The sequence below is a fragment of the Lysobacter sp. A421 genome, from assembly GCF_054052145.1.
The window spans coordinates 35,407-57,280 of record NZ_JBSVRL010000001.1; the positions used below are offsets into that span (position 1 = coordinate 35,407).

Genomic DNA, 21,874 nt, shown 5'->3' on the forward strand with positions numbered 1-21,874 from the left:
CAATGAGAATCACTCGCAATTGGGATATCCGTGCCGATTGCTCAGAAGTCCACGTTGAGCGACAACCACAGGCGACGTCCGGCTTCGCTGGTGCTGCGGCTGTTGGCATAGGCGAGGCTGCCGTTGTCGTCATACGGCAGGTAATCAACGAAATCCTTGTCGAACAGGTTGTAGACAGCGGCGTTGAGGCTGACGGCGTCGGTGAGCTGGTAGCGCCCGCCGAGGTGGAATTGCGAGTACGGCTTGTAATCGCCAAGTTGTTCCTGAACCGCGCTGTCGGCGCCGCGATAGCGCGAGCTGCGGTACTCGGCGCGCAGGTACATATCCAATGCATCGCCCGCCTGCCAGTTGAGGCTGGCGTTGAGCAGGTGCCTGGGTGTATCGGTCAGCGGCTCGCCCTTGGCTGCCCCGGTCTTCTGCTCGCTGTCGATATGGGTGTAATTGAGCAGCAGCTTCAAGCGCTCGGCCAGGGGCAGTTGCATGGCGAACTCGGCGCCACGGGTTACCGCACTGTCGATGTTGACCGTTTGGCCGAGCGTCGCCGAGCTAGGGAAATAGCCCACGTCGACGCAGCTTGCGCCATCGAAATAGGCGCTGTCGTACTCGGCCTGGCTCAATCCATAGGCGCAGTTGGTGACCGGCGTTCCACGCGCGATCTTGTCGTCGAAGTCGTTGTTGAACACGGTCAAGCTGGCGCTGAAGCCGTTGGCGGTGGCGTAGTACGCGCCCAGTTCGGTGGTCGCGCTGGTTTCCGGCTGCAGGCTCGGCGTACCGATCAGTGGAATCGTGCCCTGGCCGCCAAACCCCTTGATGCCAGCGGTGAGATCCTCGACGTTCGGCGAGCGGAATCCTTCGCTGTAGCCGCCCTTGATTACCCAGTTGGAACTCGCGTTCCAGACCAGGTAGGCACGTGGACTGAGATGGCTGCCGAAGGTGCTGTGGTCATCGCGGCGTGCGCCGAGGGTCAGGTTGAGCGTGTCGTTGATCCGCCACTCGTTTTCGGCGAACAAGGCCCATTGATGGAACCCGAACGGCGCCGAGGCGATGCCATCGACCAGCTCGGCATCCAGGTACTGACCGCCGATGATGAGTTTGTTCGGGCCGATGTCGGTGATCAGCTTCGTGTCGAAGACGCGGTTGGTGTTTTCCAGTTTGCGCGGACCGTCTGCATCAGCGGTGCCAGCAGGAAGCAGCCGCCCGATGGTCTCGGTCTTGCTTTGCTGCAGGCTGGTTTCCAGCGTGCCAAAGGCGAGCCGCGCATCCCACGCCAGCGTCGCCTGGTCGCGGTTGAAGCGCAGGGCCTCCGCATAGCCACGACCGCCGAGTGTGCCCATCTGGCCTTCGCTGTTGTCGTACTTCTGGCGGTTGCCGGACAGCTCCAGCCACAGGTCATGGTTGTCGGATGGTGTCAGCACCAGGCGCGCGCCGACATTGTGGTTGTCGTAGCTGACCGGGTTGGCTCCCATCCACGGTTCGATCTGGTTGCCATTGACATCGCGATAGGTGGTTCGGGCCTGGTCGCGCTTGAAGTACCCGCCCTGCAATGACAGGCCCAGCAGGTCGTCTGCCAGCGGGCCATCGAGATAGAAGTTGGTGCTATGCGAGTCGCCGAACTGCGCGTGCTCCTGCCGGGTGGTCTGTACTCCCACCGAGCCGGCCCACTGGGTGCCGACCTTGCGGGTGATGATGTTGACCACGCCGCCCATCGCGTCGGAGCCATACAGGGTCGACATCGGCCCACGAATGATCTCGATGCGCTCGATCGCCGACATCGGCGGTATGAAGTTGTTGGCGGTATTGCCGAAATTGTTCGGGCCGACGTTGCCGGAGGTGTTCTGGCGGCGGCCGTTGATCAGCACCAGGGTGTACTCGGCAGGCATGCCCCGCATGCTGATCTGCGGAGCGCCGGTCTTGTCCACGCCCACGCCGACATCCACGCCTTCCACATGCACCAGCGCATCGGCCAGGCTGTGGATGGGCCTTTGTTCCAGGTCCTCGTGGGTGATTACGGTGATGCTGGCGGGAGCCTCGCGCACCATCTGCTCAAACCCCGAGGCAGTGACTACCACCGCATCCAGGTCGGTCGCGCCTGCGGCGGCACTGGCACCTTCGGCCAACGCGGGCTGGGTCAGGGCAGCCAGCAGTGCGACGGCAAGGGTCGCCCGACGCAGGGTGCGGGAATGGGTTGGGGTCACAAGGGTCATAAGGGTCACGGGAGTCATTGAAAAGCACGGGCTGCCGGTCGGGCAGGCGCGCAAAGGTCAGCAGACGGGAGCCTGCTGGCAACGGTGGATGGGGTTTGGCGCGGCGCTATGCGGTGGTGTGGCTCAGGTCTCCGCCCAGTGGCGCAGCAGGTTGTGATAGACGCCGGTCAACTGCAGCAGTGCATCGGGGTCGGCGCCGGAGCGGGTCAGGGCCTGGATGGACGTGTCCAGATCGAACAGCAGCCGGCGCTGGCCATCGTCGCGGATCAGGCTTTGGGCCCAGAAAAACGCCGCCAGGCGCGCGCCGCGGGTCACCGGCTGCACTTTGTGCAGGCTGCTGGATGGATAGATGATCAAGTCGCCGGCCGGCAGTTTGACCTCGTGCTCGCCATACGTGTCGTGGATCACCAACTCGCCGCCTTCGTACTCGTCGGGCTCGCACAGGAACAGCGAACACGACACGTCGGTGCGCAGGGTGGCGGCGAGCTGTCCTGGCGGCGCGGCAGGGGTCATCACCGCGCCGTCGACGTGGAAGCCGTATTGACCACCACCTTCGTAACGATTGAAGCGCGGCGGCAGGGTGCGCAGTGGCAGCACGGCGGCGAAGTACTGCGGACTGGCCGCCAGCGCCGCCGAGACCACCTGTCCCAGTTGCTGGCGCAGCGGCGACGCATCGGGGAGTTGGAGATTGCGCTTTACCTGCGCGCCTTGCGGACCGACGGTTTCCTTGCCGTCGGTCCACTGCGCGCCATCGAGTGCCTGGCGGAACCGGGCAAGCTGGTCGCGATCAAGGATTCCCGGGACGTGCAACAACATGGCGTGGCTCGCTCAGAAGTGGAAGTTGGCGGTCAACATGACCGAGCGCGGCATCCCGGGCGTGTAGCGGTAGCCGCTCTTGTTGATGGCCGCCACGTAGTTCTCGTCCAGCAGGTTGTAGAGGTTCAACCGCAGATCCAGATGCTCGCTGACCGCGTAGCTGGCGACCGCGTCGACCACCCAGTAGTCCTCGGTATAGGCGGGCGTGCCGACGGCGCCATCGTTGCCGCGCTTGAGCTCGCCGGAGTAGCGCACGCCGCCGCCGATGGTCAGGCCGACAGGCAACTGGTAGGTCGACCAGGCAGTGAACGCGCGCTTGGGCGTGTAGGCCAGGTCCTGAGATCCGTCCGTCGATACGGTCGGGCCTTCCAGCACCTCGGCATCCATGGTGGTAAAGCCGGTTGAGACCGACCAGGCGTTGCTGATCTTGCCAACCGCGCTCAGCTCCAGTCCACGCACGCGCTTGCGGCCGCTCTGGTAGTACTGCTGGTCGACCGGGTCGCGCACAACTTCGTTGCTGATGCGGGTGTCGTACAACGCGGCCGTCAACAACAGTCGCTTGTCGAGCAGGTTCCACTTGGTGCCGATTTCGGCGGTCTTTGCTTTCTGCGGGTCCAGGGCCGGGTTGTTGGCGCTGCTGGCCGATGAGCTCAATTCCAGGTTGCCGCCGCCCGGCGGTTGCCGGGCGATGGCGTAGTTGGCATAGACGCTGGCATGGGACGCCGGCTTGTACAACGCGCCCACCTTCCAGTTGACCAGGGTGTCGGAGACCTCGGCATCCACGCCGGGCGCGATCGATCCGTCGGCAAGGGCCCCGCAGTCCGGACCGCGGCGCCCGCCGCACGGGACCAGGCTGCTGAAGGCCGTCTTGTAGTGATCCAGACGGACCCCGCCGTTGAGCTCGAACTGCGGGTTGAAGGTGATGGTGTCGAACGCATACAGCGCGACGGTGTCGGTCTGGCCATCGCCGCGAGCGCCGTTGTGCTCCCACGCCAGTCCGCTGACGTCCGGATTGGGGGCATAGATATTGGCGGCTGGCCATGCGGTGCCGGCAAGCTCGTCGACGCCGCGGGTGGCCAGGTTCTCGCGGGTCAGTTCCAGACCGGTGTTGAGGTCGTGCTGCACGCTGCCGGAGGTGAAGCGCGTGGCCAGGCTGGTCTGGTTGGTGATGATCCGGCTGCTCTGGTCCTTGAAGGTCGGCAGTGAGCGGGCGATGGTCCAACTGCCCGCGTCGGTGATATCCGGAGTGACCAGGTTGGCGGTCGAGCCCATGAAAGCGGTCAGCATGTAGTCCTGCCGGGTCCGTCCCCACCGTGTGGTGTTGGTCAGCCGGGTGTCATCGGACAGGTCGTGCACGACCCGCAAGGTGGCCATGTCGGCGGTGACATCGTCATAGTCCGACAAGGTGCCGTAGAAATTGCGCGGATCCACCGGCGGTGCGGCCGCCAGTTCCGGACGGGTGGGGTCCGGTGAGCTGTAGCCGGGCAGGCCAATGGTCGGCACGCCGCCGTCGGGCAGGTTGTTCTGTTGTACATGGAGCAGATTCAGGTACACCCGGGTCGCCGAATGCAGCCCGAAGGCCAGCGACGGCGCGATCGCCCAACGCTTGTTCTCGATGGTATCGCGGCCGGGGACGCCGCTGTCCTGCGCCATGACGTTGAGGCGGAACGCATTGGCCGCGCCGAAGGTCTGGTTCCAGTCCGCGGTGACCCGCTTCTGGTCGGCGCTGCCGTAGGACGCGGTCACTGATGACTTGTTGCGTCCGAACGGTTGCTTGGTCACCAGGTTGATGGCGCCGGTGGGGGCGGTGCGGCCGTTGTCGGTGCCCGCCGGGCCCTTGGCGACCTCGATCTGCTCGATGTTGAACACGTCGCGGGAGATCGACCCAAGGTCGCGCACGCCGTCGACGAAAATGCTGCCGGAGGTATCAAACCCGCGCAGGTAGATCGCGTCGCCGGTGGTGGTATTGCCGTTCTCGCCAGCGTAGAACGTGCCGACGCCGGGGCTGTTGCGCAAGGCCTCGGTCAGCGTCGTCGCGCCCTGCTCGTTGAACAGGTCCTTGCCGATGATGTTGATGGTCTGGGTGGTGTCGACCAGCGGCTGGCTGAACTTTGGCGACGACAGCTTGCCCGATGAGTAGACCTTGCCGCGTTTGCCGTGGACGTTGATCTCGTCCAGCTCGGTGGTCTGGAGTACGTCGGCGGCGGGGCCGCCAAGGTTCTGTGCCGATGCGGCCATCGGTGCTGCCAGCGCCAGGCCGGTGATGAGTGAGACTGCGGTCAGCGATTGCGAGGATGCCGCGAACCGGGACGAATGCTTGCGGCTTTTGATGTGGCTCATTTCCATGCCTTGTATAGGGTCGCGTTGCGCTCGGAGGGCGGCGCATGACTACGCAAGTCAATGACGGTTTCGAGGGGCGTCATTTAAACGCAATTGAGAACTATTCGCAATAGATAATTGGAAAATGACGCCCGTGAGGCTGCCTGCGAGCAGGCCCCTGACACCGGTTCGGGGGTGGCGTCGCCGCCGTTGTTCAGCGGTCGTCGAGGGTCCAGACGACGCCGTCGTCGACCTTGACCGGGAAATTCACCACCGGCTCGTAGGCGGGCGGACACAATGCGCGGCCGTCGCGGACATCGAACTTGGCGCCGTGCAGGACGCATTCCACGGTTGCCTCCTTGCCGTCGAAGTTGCCGGCCGACAGTTCGAAGTCTTCATGCGAGCAGCGGTCCTCGAAGGCGTAGTAGGTGCCATCGAAATTGACCACCATGATCGGCGTGTCGCCGTCCCAGGCGACCGTGGATTCGCCCGGTAACAGCTCGGCGGTGGTACAGACGCGGGTCCAGCCGGTCATGGCGTCATTCCGCGTAGGGGTTTTTCCAGCACCTCGAACCGCAAGTCATCCCGCCGCGGGATGCCAAAGCGCTCGTCGCCGTACGGAAACGGTTTGAATAACCCGGTGCGGCGATACCCGCGTCGTTCATAGAACGCGATCAACTCCGCACGCACGTCGATCACGGTCATCCGCATCACCGGCAGTTGCCAGTCATCGCGCACCACGCGCTCGGCCTCATCCATGACCCGCTTGCCGATGCCGCCGCCCTGCAGGCTCGGCTTGACCGCGAACATGCCGAAGTAGCCAGCACCGGTGTCTTCGCAGACGTGAGCGCAGGAAAGCAATTCGCCGCCACGCTCGAGCAGCAGGATCCGGCTGCGATCGCGCTCGATATCGCCACCCAGCACCTGTGCATCGATCCGGTTGCCGTCGAGCACGTCGGCCTCGGTGGTCCAGCCCTGGCGGCTGCTGTCACCACGGTAGGCGGCCGTGACGAAGGCGACCAACGAGTCGATGTCAGCAGCGATGGCGTTGCGGAAGGTGGCTTCGGGCATGGATGGCATGAATGGACTCAGCGGCTACAGCAGCAGCTTGCGGACTTTTTCCAGCGCGGTCACGAACGCATCGATCTCCGCGAACGTGTTGTAGAACGCGAACGACGCGCGGCAGGTTGCGGGCACCCCGAAATGGTGCATCAGCGGGTGCGCGCAATGATGGCCCGAGCGCACCGCCACACCTTCCAGGTCGAGCAGGGTGGCCAGGTCGTGCGCGTGTGCACCTTCGATCAGGAAGCTGATAACGGCCGCCTTCTCGCGGGCATGGCCGAAGATGCGCAGGCCCTCCACTTGCGACAGCTTGTCGGTCGCGTAGGCCAGCAGTTCCTGCTCGCGTGCCTCGATGTTGCCCATGCCGATGGCGGAAAGGTAATCCACCGCCGCGCCCAGGCCAATGAAGCCGGAGATGTTCGGCGTGCCGGCCTCGAACTTGTGCGGCGCGTCGTTGTACACGGTGCCTTCAAAACGCACCTCCTTGATCATCTCGCCGCCACCCAGGAACGGGGGCATCGACTCGAGATGCTCGCGGCGTGCCCACAGCACGCCGGTGCCGGTCGGTCCGGCCATCTTGTGGCCGGTGATGGCGTAGAAGTCGCAGCCGATGGACGCGATGTCGAGCGCACGATGCGGCGCGGCCTGGGAGCCATCGACGACGGTGACGATGCCACGCTTGCGCGCCTGCCTGCAGATCTCGCGCACCGGATTGACCGTGCCCAGCACGTTGGAGACGTGGGTCAATGCGAGCAGCTTCACCTCCGGGGTGAGCAGGCCATACAACTGGGCAAGGTCGAGATCGCCATGCTCGTCCAGCTCGGCGACCTTCAAGGTCGCTCCAGTGCGCTCGGCGACCAGTTGCCACGGCACGATGTTGGCGTGGTGCTCCATCCGGGTCAGGACGATGGCGTCGCCGGGCCGCAAGCGCGGCAGCGCCCAGCTCCAGGCGACCAGGTTGATCGCGAACGTGGTGCCGCTGCACAACACCAGTTCGTTCGCGCGCACGTTGAGGAACTTCGCCAGCTTGTCGCGGGCGCCTTCGTAGGCGTCGGTTGCCTCGGAGCCCAGCGCGTGGACGGCGCGGCTGACGTTGGCATTGTGACGACGATAAAAGTCATCCACCGCCTCGATCACTACGGCAGGTTTTTGACCGGTGTTGGCCGAGTCCAGGTAGACCAACGGCTTGCCGTGGACCTGACGGGACAACAACGGAAAATCGGCGCGCACCCGGGCCCAGTCGATCGGTGTGACAGCGTTGCCTGCAACGTCATCCGATGCGGGCTCGCGGGCATGCTGGTCGGGCAGTCCGCTGGCGTGGGGCGTGCCGGCTTCCACGTTCATGCCATTGCCACCGTTTCCGCCAGTGCCTGATCCAGCCGTGCCGACGCCGCCTCGCGCGTGCCGATGTCCTCGAACACCGCCAGGGTTTCACGACAGAATGCCGCGGTCAGCAGCGCACGCGCCTGTTCGACCGGCAGCCCGCGCGAGCGCATGTAGAACATCGCCGTCGGGTCCAGTTGGCCCACCGTTGCGCCATGCGCGGCCTGTACTTCGTCGGCGTTGATCACCAGCACCGGCTGGGTGTCGATTTCCGCGCCTTCGCTGAGCAGCAGGTTCTTGTTGGACAGCATCGCATTGGTGCCATCGGCACCTTCGCGGATCTCGATGCCGCCATGGAACACCACCCGGGCCCGGTCGGTGCCGATGCCGCGCCAGGTCAGTTCGCAACTGGTATCACGACCGGCATGGTCGATCGATAAACGTGTGTCCACGTGCCGGCGACCGGCACCGAGCAATACGCCGTTGGCGTGCAGGCTGGATGCGTTGCCCTGCAGGAGCACGTTGAGCTCGTGGCGCGACAGGCCCGCACCCAGCTCCAGGTCCAGTCGTCGGTATTCGGCGCGCTCGGCGAGCACCGCATCGGTGCGGCTGATCAGCGTCGCGCCGGGGGCTTCGGCTTGCACCCGGGCATGTGACAACCGGGCGCCGACGCCGACATGGACATGCATCAAGGTGTTGGCGAAATGGCGGTGCTCGGCGCCCGCCAGCTGGTGTTCCACCACACTCAACTCGGCGCCGTCGGACAGCTCGATCAAATGGCGCAGATGCCAGGCTTGATCGCCTTCGGCCGCAGCGCCGATGAATACCAGGTGCACCGGTGCGGTCGCGCGGGTATTGGCTTCGGCACGCAGGACCATGCCTTCGGTGGCCAGCGCCGCGTTGACCTTGGCGAACACTTCGTCGCCACGTTCGAACCTGCGCGCCAGGAAACTGGTCTGGCGGGCGTCGCCGCTGTCCAGCACCTGCGACAGTGGCTGCAAACTCACCCCGGCCGGCAGTTTGGCCAGGTCGGACGCGGCCGCATCGAAGCGACCGTTGACGAACACGATTCGCGGCGCGGGGATGCCGGCCAGCAGTTCGCGATCAAACGAGGCGGTGCCCGCGGAGGGTGCGAACGCACGACGCTCCAGCGCCCGCAACGGGGTGTACTTCCAGCTCTCGACGCGCGAGTGCGGCAGACCATCGCGCAGGGCCGCGTCGAGCGCGGCACGGCGATGGTCACCCAGGCCCCCGGCATCGCGGGCGGGCAGGGTGTCGAAAGATGAGGCAAGCGAGTCGAGCAGGGCGCTCATCAGGCAACCGCCTCCGGCGCGGCGGTGCTTGGTTCAATCCGGTCCTTGATCCATTCGTAACCGTGCGCTTCCAGCTCCAGCGCCAGTTCCGGCCCACCGCTCTCCACGATCCGGCCATCGGCCAGCACGTGCACCGCGTCCGGCTTGATGTAATCCAGAAGGCGCTGGTAGTGGGTGATCACCATGAACATCCGGTCGGGCGAGCGCAGCGCATTGACGCCGGCGGCGACGGTCTTGAGCGCGTCGATGTCCAGGCCCGAGTCGGTCTCGTCCAGGATCGCCAGCGTCGGCTCCAGCAAGGCGAGCTGGAAGACCTCGTTGCGTTTTTTCTCGCCACCCGAGAAGCCCTCGTTGACGCCGCGGTGCAGCAGTTCGTCCTTCAGGTGCAGCACTGCGAGCTTCTCGCGCACCAGCTTCAGGAACTGCATCGAATCGACCTCGTCCTCGCCGCGCGCCTTGCGCTGCGCGTTGAGTGCCGTCCGCAGGAAATAGGTGTTGTTCACCCCCGGGATCTCGACCGGGTACTGGAACGCGAGGAACACCCCGGCGGCGGCGCGCTCCTCGGGCTCCAGCGCCAACAGGTCGCGGCCCTTGAACGTCACCGAGCCTTCGGTGATCTCATAGCCCTCGCGACCGGCGATGACGTTGCCCAGAGTCGACTTGCCCGAGCCGTTGGGGCCCATGATGGCGTGGACCTGGCCGGGCTGCAGCTCCAGGCTGAGGCCCTTGAGGATTTCCTTGTCACCGATGCGGACATGGAGGTTTTCGATCTTCAACATGATTGTGTTCTCGTGATTTTTCTTGAAATTCGGCTCAGCCGACCGAGCCTTCGAGGCTCACTTCCAGCAACGCCTTGGCTTCCACCGCGAACTCCATCGGCAGTTCGCGGAATACCTGCTTGCAGAAGCCGTCGACGATCATCGACACCGCATCTTCCTGGCCAATGCCGCGGCTGCGGCAATAGAACATCTGGTCGTCGCTGATCTTGGAGGTGGTGGCCTCGTGCTCGACGGTCGCGGTCGGGTTGCGCACCTCGATATACGGGAAGGTGTGTGCGCCACAGTGCTTGCCGATCAGCAGCGAGTCGCACTCGGTGTAGTTGCGCGCGCCTTCCGCCGACGAGGCGATCTTGACCAGGCCGCGGTAGGTGTTCTGCCCGTGGCCGGCGCTGATGCCCTTGCTGATGATCGTGCTCTTGGTGCGCTTGCCGATGTGGATCATCTTGGTGCCGGTGTCGGCCTGCTGGCGGTGGTGGGTCAGGGCGACGGAGTGGAACTCGCCGGACGAGTCATCGCCGATCAGCACGCATGACGGGTACTTCCAGGTGATCGCCGAACCGGTCTCGACCTGGGTCCAGTGGATACGGCTGCGCGCGCCGCGGCACTCGCCGCGCTTGGTCACGAAGTTGTAGATGCCGCCGACGCCGTTCTCGTCGCCCGGGTACCAGTTCTGCACCGTGGAATACTTGATGTCGGCTTCTTCCAGCGCGACCAGCTCGACCACTGCCGCATGCAGCTGGTTCTCGTCGCGCATCGGCGCGGTGCAGCCTTCCAGGTAGGACACCTTGGCGCGGTCCTCGCAGATGATCAGGGTGCGCTCGAACTGCCCGGTGTGGCCGGCATTGATGCGGAAGTAGGTGCTCAGCTCCATCGGGCACTTCACCCCGGCCGGGATGAACACGAAACTGCCGTCGGAAAATACCGCCGAATTCAACGCGGCGAAGTAGTTGTCACCGGTGGGCACCACCGTCCCCAGGTACTTCCTGACCAGTTCTGGGTGGTTCTTGATCGCCTCCGACATCGAGCAGAATATGACGCCCTTGTCGGTCAGCTCCTTGTGCACGGTGGTGCCGACCGAGACCGAGTCGAACACCACGTCCACCGCCACACCGGCCAGTTTGGCGCGCTCGTGCAACGGGATGCCAAGCTTGTCGTAGGTGTCGATCAGTTCCTGCGGCACCTCATCAAGCGACTTGTACTTCGGCCCCTTGGGTGCGGAGTAGTAGCTGAGCGCCTGCAGGTCGATCGGCGCGATGTTGAGCTTGGCCCAGTCAGGCATCGGCATCGTCAGGAAGTGGCGATAGGCCTCCAGACGCCACTCGGTCATCCACTCGGGCTCTTCCTTGATCGCGGAGAGCTGGCGGATGATGTCCTCGTCCAGTCCTGGCGGCAGGCTGTCGGTTTCAATATCGGTGATGAAACCGGCCTCGTACTTGCGGCCGAGCTGTTCGTGGATTTCACGGTTGGGCATGTCCGCCTGCTGCGTGGTCGCCGCGTCTGGAGGCGTGCGTGAAGTCGGGTTTTCAATGGTTTCGGTGGCCATGGGCTGCCTACTGTCGGTTATGCGTTGGAGAGACGAAGGTCAATGCGCTTCGGCCCGGAAAGAGGGGGTGGTGTGGGGGCCGTAAGCGGCGTCAGCATCTGGGCCAGGCTGACCGCGCGCAGCGCATCGGCCACGACATCGTTGATGTAACGCCAGTTGGCGCGCATGTTGCATGAATCCTCGATATCGCAATTGCCTTCGTGGATGCTGCATTCGGTCATTGCAAACGGGCCTTCCATCGCCTCGACGATTTCGATCAAGGTGATCGACCCGGCCGGGCGGGCCAGCCGGTAGCCGCCGTTGGCACCACGGAAGCCCTCCACCAGACCCGCCTGGGCCAGCGGCTTGAGCAACTTGCTCACCGTTGGCGTTTCCAGGCCGGCACGGTCGGCGAGCTCGGGCGCGCTCAGAACGACCAGGGGATCGGCGGCCAGCACCGTGAGCACGATGGTGGCGTAATCGGTGAGTCGGGTGACACGCAACATGGCTGGACCCTCAATCAGTACCGTTATTGTACGGATTATCGGGGCGGGGGCCAAGTACATTTACCGGTTCCCTCCCTTTTCTCCCCCGGAAGCTCGTATGCCGCGAAAGATCATCGCCCGTCACTCCGCCATTCACGGCAACGGTGTGTTTACCGTTGCGCCCATCGCCAAGGGCGAGCGCATTGTCGAATACAAAGGGTTGCGTCGTACCCACCAGGAAGTGGATGCCGGCGATACAGGCGACCCGGACTCGGGTCACACCTTCCTGTTCACGTTGAACGACGAGTACGTGATCGATGCCAATTACCGTGGCGGGGTCGCGCGCTGGATCAACCACAGCTGCGAGCCCAATTGCGAAGCGTTGCTGGAGGAGCACGACGGTGATGACCGCAGCAAGGACCGGGTGTTCATCGAGGCGATCAATGACATCGCGGCGGGCGAGGAGCTGGTCTACAACTACGGCATTACCCTGGCCGAGGCCCACACCGCGCGCATGAAACGCATCTGGACATGCCGCTGCGGTGCGGGCAGCTGCACCGGCACCATGTTGCAACCCAAGCGCAAGAACAAGCGGAAAGACTGAGCCATTCGTTAATATCGCGCCATTCCCAACACTGCAGGAGCCAGCGCATGAGTTCGATCCAGGGAAAGGTTGCCATCGTCACCGGCGCGGCCAGCGGAATCGGCAAGGAGATCGCATTCGAGCTGTCGCGTGCCGGCGCATTGATCGCCATTGCCGACATCAACCTGGATGGCGCCAAGGCGGTTGCCGATGAGATCGGGCAGGCCGGTGGCAAGGCGATCGGTGTCGCGATGGATGTCACCGATGAGGCAGCGGTCAATGCCGGTACCCAACAGGTCGTGGATCAGTTGGGCGCGGTCGATATCCTGGTGTCCAACGCCGGCATCCAGATCGTCAATCCGATCGAGAACTACAGCTTTGCCGACTGGAAGAAGATGCTCGCGATCCATCTTGATGGCGCGTTCCTGACCACCAAGGCGGCGTTGCCGCACATGTACCGCGACGATGGCAGCGGCAAGGCGAGCCGCGGCGGCGTGGTCATCTACATGGGCTCGGTGCATTCCCATGAAGCGTCGAAGCTGAAGGCGCCGTATGTCACCGCCAAACATGGCCTGCTGGGCCTGGCGCGGGTGTTGGCCAAGGAAGGCGGCGAGCGCGGCGTGCGCAGCCACGTGGTCTGCCCGGGCTTTGTCCGCACGCCGCTGGTGGACAAGCAGATCCCGGAACAGTCGAAAGAGCTCGGCATCAGCGAGGAGGAAGTGATCCGCGACGTGATGCTGGGACAGACCGTCGATGGCATCTTCACCACGGTCGAGGACGTCGCCAGGACGGTGCGCTTTCTCGCCGAGTTCCCCAGCGCCGCACTGACCGGGCAAAGCCTGGTGGTCAGCCACGGCTGGTACATGCAATAGGCCGATGCTGAAGTCCGCCGTGTCGGCATAGGCGCATGGTCGGAGTGACGTTTGACAGGCGGTGGGACCGGAAAACCCGGGTAAGCTTTCGCGCAGACCCTGCTTTTCGTGGAACTTGCATGCGCCTGCTCCCGATGCTGTCCATCCTTGTCGCGCTGGCGCTGCCGTTCAAGGCAGCCATAGCCGCGACAGCGAAATCCGGGGCGGTCGAGCCTGGCACCATCGAGCTGGATGGCCGGATCGACCCGGTTGAATGGCAGGGCGCGCGCCACTTCGATGACTTCCTGCTGACCCAGCCGTTGTCGCTACAGCCATCGCCATACCCGACCGAGGCCTGGGTGCTGGCCACGCCCGATGGCCTGGCGGTCGCGTTCCGCAGCCTGCAGGCGGCCGACGTGCCGCGCGTGCGCACCCGCACCCGTCGCGACGAGGATGCACAGGTCGACCGGGTCAACGTCGCGATCGACTTCGATGGCGATGGGCGTACCGGCTACAACTTCATGGTCACCCTGGCCGGTGGCATCGGCGATGAGGTGATCACCAACGAAACCAGCTACAGCAGCGACTGGGACGGCAGCTGGCAACACGCGGTCAGCGAGGACGAGGCCGGCTGGAACGTCGAGATGTTGATCCCGTGGTACATCGCGCCGATGCGCAAGGCCGACGGCGGCACCCGCACGGTTGGTCTGTACCTGGATCGGGTGATTGGATCGACCGGTCAGCGCGTTGCCACGCCGGGCGCGAGCTTCCAGCGCCCCCGGTTCCTGTCCGAGTTCCGCCGGATCGAGTTGCCGGCCTACAGCCAGTCGCTGCTGGCGATCACGCCGTATGTGGTCGGGATGTACGACAACGTAGGTGGCAGCAGTGACTTCGACGCCGGCGCGGACATCTTCTGGAAGCCCAACGGCCAGACCCAGCTGACGGCGACCATCAACCCCGACTTCGGCCAGGTCGAGAGCGACGACCTGGTGGTCAACTTCGGCGCCGAAGAGACCTTCTTCAGCGACAAGCGGCCGTTCTTCACCGAAAACCAGGGCATCTTCAATTTCGGCCTGCTGATCGACGACAGCCAGCTGATCTATACCCGTCGGGTAGGCGGGCCTGCCGATGACGGCAGCGGTCCCGGTGACATCGGCGCGGCGGTCAAGCTCAACGGCAGTTTTGGCGCGACCAACTATGGACTGATGGCAGCCGAGGAGAACGGCGAGGCCGGCCGCTCGTTCCGGGCGTTGCGGCTCAACCATGATTTCCAGCGCCAGAACGTCGGCCTGCTGGCCACCCAGGTGCTGCGGCCGTTCCTGGACCGCGAGGCGCGCGTGCTTGGTATCGACCATCGCTGGCGACCGAACGATGCACTGACCATCACCAGCAACATGGTCGGCAGCGACATCGAGCAGGCCGGGCAGACCACCCGCGGCAGTGGCGCGACCACCGTGGTCGAGTATGAAATGGGCAACGGCTGGCGCCAGCAGTGGCTGGCGATGCATTTTGGCGATGACCTTGAGGTCAACGATTTTGGCTACCTCGGTCGCAACAACCTCAACTACGGGCATTGGCAGGTCAGTCGCCGCCTGACCGGACTGTCGCCGGATTCGGCCTACGCCTCGCACGACTATCGCGGCCGCATCATCGGCATGGACAACGACCATGGCCTGCGGTTGCAGCGACAACTGCGCCTGATCCGCTCCAGCGACCGTCGCGATGGCGGCGCCGAGTACCTGCAGCTCAACGTCAACGCGCCGCACTACGACGACCTGCTGACGCGGGGTGACAATCCATTGCACCTGCCGGGCAACGTCAGCCTGTCCTGGGAGCGCGACCGGCCGCGCAAGGGGAACTGGGCGTGGGAGTTCGATGCCTGGGCCGGCAGCGGTGGCCTGGCAGGCAATGACCAGGTCGGCTACAGCCTGGAGTTCTCCCCGACCTACTACTTCAGCGACGCCCTCAGCGCGTTCGTTGGTGGCTATGCCGAGTACACGCCGGATTGGCTGGTCTGGCAGCGCGACAACCTGGTCGGCCGCTTCGAGCAGCATTCGTTGCAGTTCAACGCTGGGCTGGACTGGAGCATCGGCCAGAGCCAGGAGCTGCGGGTGAAGTTGCAGGCGATCGGGCTGGAGGCGCAGCGCACCGGGGCGGTGCGGGTGGGTGCGGATGGCCACGCGTTGGCGGTCGATCCCACGTTGGCGGACAACCAGGTCGACGACTTCAGCCTGCGCAACCTCGGCTTCCAGGTCCGCTACCGCTACATGCTCGCGCCGCTGTCGGACCTGTATGTAGTCTACGGACGCGGCGGCTACATGCTCGACGAGTTCTCGGTCGGGCCGCGGGAGCAGTTGCTCGACAGCTTCAGCCTGCGCGACAGCGAGCAGTTGCTGGTCAAGCTGTCGTACCGGTTCGAGTTGTAAGGGCGCGGACCGGTCGCTCCTGTATGGGGTTGTCTGGGGCGATCCACTGGTCGGGGGTGGTGATCTCGAACAGGCCTTCGCGCTTGCAGCGCCGCGCCAGCGACAACAGGTGACGGTCGCGGCTGAGCAGCCAGCGGGCACCCGAGTCGCACGCCAGTTGCAGGAACTTCTGGTCGTCGGGATCGCTGCAGCGGGGCAGGGCGACGTCGGGCCGCGAGCCGGTGGCTGCCTCCATGGCATGCAACGGCGTCGTCACCGCATCGAACGCCGCGACCATCGTGGTGCAGCGATCCTCGTCCAGCTTCAGCACCGGGTAACGCAGCACCCGCAGCCATTCGGCGCGACAGTCGTGGTTGCCGACCGCGATCACGTCACCGGCCCGCAACGCCGCCTTCAGCGCCCTCACGCGTGGATCGTTGAACAGCAACAGGTCGAGGCAGACATTGGTATCCAGCACGATGCGGTGCACAGCCCGCTCGCCTGTCACGGCCGGACTTCACGGATGTCGGCCGATGCGATTCGCCATGCACGCTGATCCGGGGTGGCGCCGTCGACGACGGCCCGGCGCAACGTGTAGGCACCCACATACTGGTGGATGCTGCCATCGTGATGGGTAGCACGCAGCGCGATCGGAACCTCGATGTAGCGCGAGCCGGCGGCGGCGCCGACCTGGCCGGGCGCCATCACCTCGACCGAGATCTGGACGGTATCGTCGAAGCCATCGGCAAACTGCTTTGGCGATTGCCCGCTTGCCTTGCCGTCGCCGGACCACAGCCCATAGGCCTGGTCATGCTGGCCGGCGTTGATTGCCTCGTAATACTCACGCACCACCGCGACCGCCTGGTCCGGGCCGGGCTCTTCGGGGCGCGATTCCAGATCCGGTGACATGCCGGGCGTGGGAGCCGACAGCGGCAGTCCGCCGTCCTCATCGGGCTTGCCGTCGCTGCCGGTCGCGGCATCGATCGCGGGCGGGCTCAGCGGCGGGGGCGACCCGATCTGTCCCGGCCCCGGCTGGGTGGGCATGCCGGTGACGCTGTCGCTGGAAGGTCCGGGTTCGGGCAGGCCTTCGGTGCTGGCGGTGTCGTGGCTCACCGGTGTCGAGCGCTCACCGCAGCCAGCCAGACAGCTGGCCAAGGCCAGCAAGACACCCAGGCCAATCGTCGTGTGCAAACCGTTCATGCGGTCGGTACTCCGTTATTCGTCGAGTTTGACTACGACCAGGCCGCGCTCGATATCGGTCGACTCGATCCGGCGCGCGCTGATGCGCTCCAGCAGGCTGTTGTCGAGCCGGTAGACCGGCTCCTCGCGGGCGTAGTCGGATAGCCAGGCGCTGAGCAGCTCGCGTGAGGTGGTATTCATCACGCCGCCCAGTCCTGGCAGGTCGACCGACTCTATTACCGGGTCGCGCAGATGAAGTCCCAGGGTGTCGTGGTCGAACCGAAGGCCGCTGCTCAGCGTGAAATGCCCGAGGGCGGTCAGGCTGGTGCTGTCCAATGCCGACAAGCGGATGTCGAAGCTCAGGCGCAGGCGGGTGTTGTCATGCGGAATCGACAGGGTCGGATTGGTCAGCCGCAGCGACACCAGGCCGCCCACACGCTCGTATTGCTTCGGGAAGTTGCGGTTGAGCGAGTGCTGCAACTGCGGCTGGGTAAACGTGACCTGGCTGCCAAGCATCATGCCAAGCGCGTTGAGGGTGGAACAGCCGGCGGACAACAGGCATATCAAGGCGAACGTCGAGATGGCGACGCAGGTACGGACAACAGACTTGCAGGCAACCGGTTTGCGCATGATCGATCCTTGCAGGTTTCGTTCGCACGGTACGTGGCGACCGTGAATGGCGGGTTAGCGTGACGACGCCCGTGGCGGGCTGTATCGATGCTAGCGCGAAGTGGTTGCCGGTAGTCGAGGGTCGCGCAGTCGCGATGGCTGGCTGCGCGCAAGGCCCGTCGACATGTTGCGCTAACACTCCCGCCGCTAGCCTGTGGTTTCCCCTGACACGCAAAGGAAACCGAACATGGGCATTTCACGCCACGCCACCGCACATTGGGAAGGCGACTTCAAGACCGGCAAGGGTCAGCTCAGCACCCAGAGCGGCCTGATGGACAAGACCCGCTACGGCTTCAACAGCCGCTTCAGCGACGGAGATACCGATGAAAGCCGCGGTACCAACCCCGAGGAACTGATCGCCGCCGCCCACGCGGGCTGCTTCACCATGGCGTTGTCGGCCAAGCTGACCGAGGCCGGCCATCCGCCCGACAGCCTGGACACGCGTGCGCAGGTCGACTTGTCGATGAAGGACGGGCCGTCGCTGTCGCAGATCCGGCTGACGGTCGAGGCCCGGGTGCCGGGAATCGACGAGGCCAAATTTCAGTCGATTGCCCAGGATGCCAAGGAAAACTGCCCGGTATCGAAGGCATTGAGCGCCGTACCGATGTCGATGCAGGCGACACTGAAAGCCTGACCCGTACCGGCCTTACCAGTGAAGGCTGCCGCGCACGATCGGGCATACCCGACCGCCGGACCAGACCTCGCCGTCCCGGTCCACGTGCAGTTGCAGCCGCGCGTCGAATCCAACCTCGCGTCCCTGGCTGGCCACGTAGCGGCCGTCGCGGCCGGGCAGGCGCTGGTTGTGGGCCAGCCAGGCGGCGATGGTCGCATTGGCCGCGCCCGAAGCGGCGTCCTCGAACGGCGCTCCCGCGCCGACGAAGGCGCGCACCGTCAAGTCGTAATCGTGGTCGTCATCGGCGCGCGCGAACGCGCATATCCCCATGCTTCCGGTGGCGGCGGCAAGCTTGGCGATTGCGGGCCAATCGGGGACGGCAGCCCGCAAGCCCGCCTCATCAATGACTTCGACCAGCCACCAGCGGCGTCCTCCGTCCATCAGTGCCGGAGGCAGGTTGCCTGCTGGCAAGCCGCTCAGGGCGGCTGTCAGCCGAGGGTCATCGACCGCGGCAACCTCGGTCACCTGTGCCCGCGGTGTGCGCACCGCAATTGTCTGTTGCCTGCCTTCGCCGTGGACGGCGAGCGGCAGCACGCCGCCGATGCCTTCCTGCACGACCTGGCCTCCTTTTGCGGCCACCATGCCGGCGTCGAGCACCGCGAACGCCGTTCCCACACTGGGGTGGCCGGCGAACGGGACTTCGCGCTGCGGGCTGAATATCCGTATGCGGTAATCCGCGCCCGGCACCGTGGGGGCAAATACAAACGTCGTCTCGGGACGATTTGACCAACGGGCAATGGCCTGCATTGCCGCATCGTCCAGGCCTTCGGTATCCAGGATCACGGCCAGCGGATTGCCCGCGCCCGGCTGGTCGGCGAACACATCCAATTGCAAATAGCGGCGCAACGTCATTGCGGTGAGGCATCCTGTGGGTGTAGCCGGAGCAATGGGTGACAGTGCGTCAACCGGGCAATCGGCGGACGCTGGATTCTAAAGGGTTGTATCGAAGCAGTGGGTCAAGCAGCATTCCCTCTGCACCGGCCCGTGTGCATCGGATTGGTGCTGTCTGCACCCTGTGCTTGTGGCGCAGGCATCGGATCAGGACGAGACCCCGTTTTATTCACCCAGACCGGCGCGCGCTACCGGTTCAGTCGAGGACACATTGGTGGTTCAAGCGCATAGATGGGCAGTATTGAAATTTGGCGGGACCTCGGTATCGCAACGTGAGCGGTGGGACACCATCGGCCGTCTGGCCGGCGAACGCATGGCGGACAGTGGCGTGCGCGTGTTGGTCGTGGTCTCGGCACTGTCGGGCGTGACCAATGAGCTGCAGGCGATCTGCGACGGCGACGATGCCGACGCCCGGGGCCTGGCGCTGATCGAGCGGCATCGCGCGTTCTGCGTCGAGCTGGGGCTGGACCCCGAGCTGGTGCTGGGCGCGCGTCTGGACGCGCTGCTGGCCTTGCTGCAATCGCCGTGTGCAGTAGCGCGGCCGCTGTCGTGGCAAGCCGAGATGCTGGCCCAGGGCGAACTGCTGTCCTCCACGCTGGGCGTGGCTTACCTGCGTAGCCAGGGCGTGGATGTCGGCTGGTGCGACGCGCGCGAGTGGCTGGATGCGGCGGAACTGCCCAACCAGAGCCCGTGGGCAGGCCGGCTGTCGGTGAACTGCAAACGCGAGGCCGAGCCCGGCTTTGGCCAGCGCTTTGCCGCCCAACCGGCGCCGATGCTGCTGACCCAGGGGTTCATCGCCCGTCATGCCGACGGTGGCACCGCATTGTTTGGCCGCGGCGGCTCGGATACATCGGCGGCGTGTTTTGGCGTGCTGTTGAACGCCGAGCGGGTGGAGATATGGACCGACGTGCCGGGCATGTTCAGCGCCAATCCGCGCGAGGTCCCGGACGCCCGGTTGCTGGTGCGACTGGACTACGCCGAGGCCCAGGAAATCGCGACCACCGGTGCCAAGGTCCTGCACCCGCGTTCGATCGGTCCCTGCCGCCGCGCCGGAGTGCCGATGACGATCCTGGATACCCAGCGCCCCGAACTGCCGGGTACGCGGATCGAAGGCGCCATCGCGACCGTGCCCGGAGTGAAGGCGATCAGTCGCCGCGACGGGGTGGTGCTGGTGTCGATGGAGAACATCGGCATGTGGCAACAGGTCGGCTTCCTGTCTGACATCTTCGACCTGTTCAAGCATCACGGCCTGTCGGTCGACCTGATCGGCTCGTCGGAGACCAACGTCACCATTTCCCTGGACCCCAGCGAGAACCTGGTCACCAGTAACGTGATCGAGGCGCTCGCCGCCGATCTGGCTCTGGTGTGCCGGGTCAAGGTGATCGTGCCTTGCACGTCGATCACCCTGGTCGGCCGCGGCATGCGTTCGCTGCTGCACCGGTTGTCGGACGTATGGGCGACATTCGGGCGCGAGCGCGTGCACCTGATCAGCCAATCCTCCAACGACCTCAACCTGACCTTCGTGATCGACGAGGCGGATGCCGACGGCCTGTTGCCGGTGCTGCATGCCGAGTTGATCCGCAGCGGCGCCATGCCAACCCTGGATGCCGAGGTATTTGGTCCCAGCTGGCGTGAGATCGTCCACGGCAAGACCCGGCGGCGGACACCCTGGTGGCTGGGTGCGCGTCAGCACTTGCTGGAGCGTGCCCGCGCCGGAACGCCGCGTTATGTATACGACCTGGACACGGTGCGCAGGCGCGCGCGCGAAGTGGCGGCAGCCACCGCCGTCGACGGCTGTTTTTACGCGATCAAGGCCAACCCGCATCCGGCTGTCTTGCGCGTGTTGGCGACCGAGGGGTTCGGGTTGGAATGTGTGTCGGCCGCAGAACTGGAGCACGTGTTCCAGCATGTCCCCGGACTGTCCCCGCAGCGGGTGTTGTTCACCCCCAGTTTTGCGCCGCGCCGGGAGTACGAGACGGCGTTTGCGCTTGGCGTGACCGTCACCCTGGATAATCTGGAAGCGCTGCAGAACTGGCCGGAAGTGTTCCGTGGCCGCACTATCTGGCTGCGGCTGGACCTGGGCCGCGGCGACGGCCACCACGAGAAGGTCCGCACCGGTGGCGTCGCCGCCAAGTTCGGCCTGCCATTGGCGAAGTTCGACGACTTCCTCGCTCGTGCCCGCCAGCTGGATATCCGTATCAGCGGCTTGCACGCCCACCTGGGCAGCGGCATCGACGACCCCCGTTTCTGGCGCGAGGTGTATGCCGAGCTGGTCGGACTGGCAGACACGGCCGCCAGCGTCGAAAGCATCGATATCGGTGGTGGCCTGCCGGTGGCATACACGCCCGACGCCCATGACTTCGACCTCGCCGCTTGGGGCGCTGGCCTGGACGAGATCAAGGCCAGCTATCCGCGCTACCGGCTGGTGGTCGAACCGGGCCGCTATCTGGCCGCCGAGTGTGGCGTCCTGCTGCTGTCGGTAACCCAGGTGGTCGAGAAGGATGGCGTGCACCGGGTGGGCTGCGATGCCGGCATGAATGCACTGATGCGGCCGGCGATGTACGACGCCTGGCATGGCATCCACAACCTCAGTCGCCTGGACGACCCGGTGACGGCAACCTTCGAGGTGGTCGGGCCCATCTGCGAGACCGGCGACGTGCTGGGCCGCGCCCGGCTGCTGCCGGCCGCCACCGCCGAGGACGACGTGGTGCTGGTCGCCGATACTGGCGCCTACGGCATGGCGATGGCCAACACCTACAACCTGCGGGCGCTGCCGGCAGAGGACATCATTGAATGAGAC

At 65.1% G+C, this 21,874-nt stretch carries 19 protein-coding genes; 5 read left to right on the forward strand and 14 right to left on the reverse strand.

All coding sequences use genetic code 11. The features are described from left to right. Positions 1-41: 41 nt before the first annotated feature. The 10 genes from ACW7G6_RS00215 to ACW7G6_RS00260 all read right to left on the reverse strand — a co-directional run bounded on the left by ACW7G6_RS00215 (position 42) and on the right by ACW7G6_RS00260 (position 11,844). Positions 42-2,204, reverse strand: coding sequence for a TonB-dependent receptor domain-containing protein (locus tag ACW7G6_RS00215; RefSeq protein ID WP_456997306.1), 2,163 nt, complete (start codon positions 2,202-2,204; stop codon positions 42-44). Positions 2,205-2,327: 123 nt separating this feature from the next. Continuing rightward, positions 2,328-3,020, reverse strand: coding sequence for a Fe2+-dependent dioxygenase (locus tag ACW7G6_RS00220; protein ID WP_456997307.1), 693 nt, complete (start codon positions 3,018-3,020; stop codon positions 2,328-2,330). 12 nt (positions 3,021-3,032) lie between these two features. Then, entirely contained in the window at positions 3,033-5,360 is a 2,328-nt protein-coding gene (locus ACW7G6_RS00225; RefSeq protein WP_456997308.1) for a catecholate siderophore receptor Fiu, read from the reverse strand. A gap of 193 nt (positions 5,361-5,553) precedes the next feature. Next, positions 5,554-5,874, reverse strand: a complete 321-nt coding sequence (locus tag ACW7G6_RS00230) for a non-heme iron oxygenase ferredoxin subunit (protein WP_456997309.1) — start codon at positions 5,872-5,874, stop codon at positions 5,554-5,556. Then, positions 5,871-6,410: a GNAT family N-acetyltransferase gene (locus tag ACW7G6_RS00235; RefSeq protein ID WP_456997697.1), complete on the reverse strand. Its 540-nt coding sequence runs from the start codon at positions 6,408-6,410 to the stop codon at positions 5,871-5,873. Before ACW7G6_RS00235 ends, ACW7G6_RS00230 begins: the two co-directional genes overlap by 4 nt. A gap of 24 nt (positions 6,411-6,434) precedes the next feature. Then, positions 6,435-7,745: a cysteine desulfurase gene (locus ACW7G6_RS00240; protein ID WP_456978897.1), complete on the reverse strand. Its 1,311-nt coding sequence runs from the start codon at positions 7,743-7,745 to the stop codon at positions 6,435-6,437. Next, positions 7,742-9,037 (reverse strand): Fe-S cluster assembly protein SufD, encoded by a 1,296-nt coding sequence (gene sufD / locus ACW7G6_RS00245; protein WP_456978898.1) that lies wholly within the window; start codon positions 9,035-9,037, stop codon positions 7,742-7,744. The genes ACW7G6_RS00240 and sufD overlap by 4 nt, the downstream gene beginning before the upstream one ends. Continuing rightward, on the reverse strand, positions 9,037-9,816 hold the full coding sequence (sufC, locus tag ACW7G6_RS00250) for a Fe-S cluster assembly ATPase SufC (RefSeq protein ID WP_456960982.1): 780 nt from the start codon (positions 9,814-9,816) through the stop codon (positions 9,037-9,039). The genes sufD and sufC overlap by 1 nt, the downstream gene beginning before the upstream one ends. Positions 9,817-9,850: 34 nt before the next feature. Continuing rightward, positions 9,851-11,287 (reverse strand): Fe-S cluster assembly protein SufB, encoded by a 1,437-nt coding sequence (sufB, locus tag ACW7G6_RS00255; RefSeq protein WP_456997698.1) that lies wholly within the window; start codon positions 11,285-11,287, stop codon positions 9,851-9,853. Between the two features lie 89 nt (positions 11,288-11,376). Then, on the reverse strand, positions 11,377-11,844 hold the full coding sequence (locus ACW7G6_RS00260; RefSeq protein WP_456997310.1) for an SUF system Fe-S cluster assembly regulator: 468 nt from the start codon (positions 11,842-11,844) through the stop codon (positions 11,377-11,379). 97 nt (positions 11,845-11,941) lie between these two features. On the opposite strand from ACW7G6_RS00260, the gene ACW7G6_RS00265 reads away from it, so the two are divergent. From ACW7G6_RS00265 to ACW7G6_RS00275, 3 genes are all read left to right on the forward strand, one after another. Next, positions 11,942-12,427: an SET domain-containing protein gene (locus ACW7G6_RS00265; protein WP_456997311.1), complete on the forward strand. Its 486-nt coding sequence runs from the start codon at positions 11,942-11,944 to the stop codon at positions 12,425-12,427. 47 nt (positions 12,428-12,474) lie between these two features. After that, positions 12,475-13,278, forward strand: coding sequence for a 3-hydroxybutyrate dehydrogenase (locus tag ACW7G6_RS00270; RefSeq protein WP_456997312.1), 804 nt, complete (start codon positions 12,475-12,477; stop codon positions 13,276-13,278). A gap of 119 nt (positions 13,279-13,397) precedes the next feature. After that, positions 13,398-15,683 (forward strand): DUF5916 domain-containing protein, encoded by a 2,286-nt coding sequence (locus tag ACW7G6_RS00275; protein WP_456997313.1) that lies wholly within the window; start codon positions 13,398-13,400, stop codon positions 15,681-15,683. On the opposite strand, the gene ACW7G6_RS00280 is transcribed toward ACW7G6_RS00275, so the two are convergent. The 3 genes from ACW7G6_RS00280 to ACW7G6_RS00290 are packed head-to-tail and all read right to left on the reverse strand — an operon-like array spanning position 15,655 to position 17,471. Next, complete coding sequence (locus ACW7G6_RS00280) at positions 15,655-16,152, reverse strand: PIN domain-containing protein (protein WP_456997314.1); 498 nt, start codon at positions 16,150-16,152, stop codon at positions 15,655-15,657. The genes ACW7G6_RS00275 and ACW7G6_RS00280 overlap by 29 nt on opposite strands. A 14-nt stretch (positions 16,153-16,166) precedes the next feature. Further along, positions 16,167-16,862 carry a hypothetical protein gene (locus ACW7G6_RS00285; protein ID WP_456997315.1) on the reverse strand — a complete coding sequence of 232 codons (696 nt, stop codon included), beginning with the start codon at positions 16,860-16,862 and terminating at the stop codon, positions 16,167-16,169. A 15-nt stretch (positions 16,863-16,877) separates the two neighbouring features. After that, positions 16,878-17,471, reverse strand: coding sequence for a DUF1439 domain-containing protein (locus ACW7G6_RS00290; protein ID WP_456978906.1), 594 nt, complete (start codon positions 17,469-17,471; stop codon positions 16,878-16,880). A 226-nt stretch (positions 17,472-17,697) separates the two neighbouring features. On the opposite strand from ACW7G6_RS00290, the gene ACW7G6_RS00295 reads away from it, so the two are divergent. Then, on the forward strand, positions 17,698-18,144 hold the full coding sequence (locus ACW7G6_RS00295) for an OsmC family protein (RefSeq protein WP_456997316.1): 447 nt from the start codon (positions 17,698-17,700) through the stop codon (positions 18,142-18,144). Between the two features lie 12 nt (positions 18,145-18,156). Here the strand turns inward: ACW7G6_RS00295 and ACW7G6_RS00300 are convergent, their stop codons facing one another. Continuing rightward, on the reverse strand, positions 18,157-19,035 hold the full coding sequence (locus tag ACW7G6_RS00300) for a PhzF family phenazine biosynthesis protein (protein ID WP_456978908.1): 879 nt from the start codon (positions 19,033-19,035) through the stop codon (positions 18,157-18,159). 253 nt (positions 19,036-19,288) lie between these two features. On the opposite strand from ACW7G6_RS00300, the gene ACW7G6_RS00305 reads away from it, so the two are divergent. Next, positions 19,289-21,871, forward strand: coding sequence for a bifunctional aspartate kinase/diaminopimelate decarboxylase (locus ACW7G6_RS00305; protein WP_456978909.1), 2,583 nt, complete (start codon positions 19,289-19,291; stop codon positions 21,869-21,871). The last annotated feature ends 3 nt before the right edge of the window (positions 21,872-21,874 follow it).

Excerpts from the sequence above, each read along its gene's own strand:
- ACW7G6_RS00215 (WP_456997306.1), bottom strand. The coding sequence starts at position 2,204 with ATGACCCTTGTGACCCCAACCCATTCCCGCACCCTGCGTCGGGCGACC.
- ACW7G6_RS00220 (WP_456997307.1), bottom strand. The coding sequence starts at position 3,020 with ATGTTGTTGCACGTCCCGGGAATCCTTGATCGCGACCAGCTTGCCCGG.
- ACW7G6_RS00225 (WP_456997308.1), bottom strand. The coding sequence starts at position 5,360 with ATGAGCCACATCAAAAGCCGCAAGCATTCGTCCCGGTTCGCGGCATCC.
- ACW7G6_RS00230 (WP_456997309.1), bottom strand. The coding sequence starts at position 5,874 with ATGACCGGCTGGACCCGCGTCTGTACCACCGCCGAGCTGTTACCGGGC.
- ACW7G6_RS00235 (WP_456997697.1), bottom strand. The coding sequence starts at position 6,410 with ATGCCCGAAGCCACCTTCCGCAACGCCATCGCTGCTGACATCGACTCG.
- ACW7G6_RS00240 (WP_456978897.1), bottom strand. The coding sequence starts at position 7,745 with ATGAACGTGGAAGCCGGCACGCCCCACGCCAGCGGACTGCCCGACCAG.
- sufD (WP_456978898.1), bottom strand. The coding sequence starts at position 9,037 with ATGAGCGCCCTGCTCGACTCGCTTGCCTCATCTTTCGACACCCTGCCC.
- sufC (WP_456960982.1), bottom strand. The coding sequence starts at position 9,816 with ATGTTGAAGATCGAAAACCTCCATGTCCGCATCGGTGACAAGGAAATC.
- sufB (WP_456997698.1), bottom strand. The coding sequence starts at position 11,287 with ATGCCCAACCGTGAAATCCACGAACAGCTCGGCCGCAAGTACGAGGCC.
- ACW7G6_RS00260 (WP_456997310.1), bottom strand. The coding sequence starts at position 11,844 with ATGTTGCGTGTCACCCGACTCACCGATTACGCCACCATCGTGCTCACG.
- ACW7G6_RS00265 (WP_456997311.1), top strand. The coding sequence starts at position 11,942 with ATGCCGCGAAAGATCATCGCCCGTCACTCCGCCATTCACGGCAACGGT.
- ACW7G6_RS00270 (WP_456997312.1), top strand. The coding sequence starts at position 12,475 with ATGAGTTCGATCCAGGGAAAGGTTGCCATCGTCACCGGCGCGGCCAGC.
- ACW7G6_RS00275 (WP_456997313.1), top strand. The coding sequence starts at position 13,398 with ATGCGCCTGCTCCCGATGCTGTCCATCCTTGTCGCGCTGGCGCTGCCG.
- ACW7G6_RS00285 (WP_456997315.1), bottom strand. The coding sequence starts at position 16,862 with ATGAACGGTTTGCACACGACGATTGGCCTGGGTGTCTTGCTGGCCTTG.
- ACW7G6_RS00290 (WP_456978906.1), bottom strand. The coding sequence starts at position 17,471 with ATGCGCAAACCGGTTGCCTGCAAGTCTGTTGTCCGTACCTGCGTCGCC.
- ACW7G6_RS00295 (WP_456997316.1), top strand. The coding sequence starts at position 17,698 with ATGGGCATTTCACGCCACGCCACCGCACATTGGGAAGGCGACTTCAAG.
- ACW7G6_RS00300 (WP_456978908.1), bottom strand. The coding sequence starts at position 19,035 with ATGACGTTGCGCCGCTATTTGCAATTGGATGTGTTCGCCGACCAGCCG.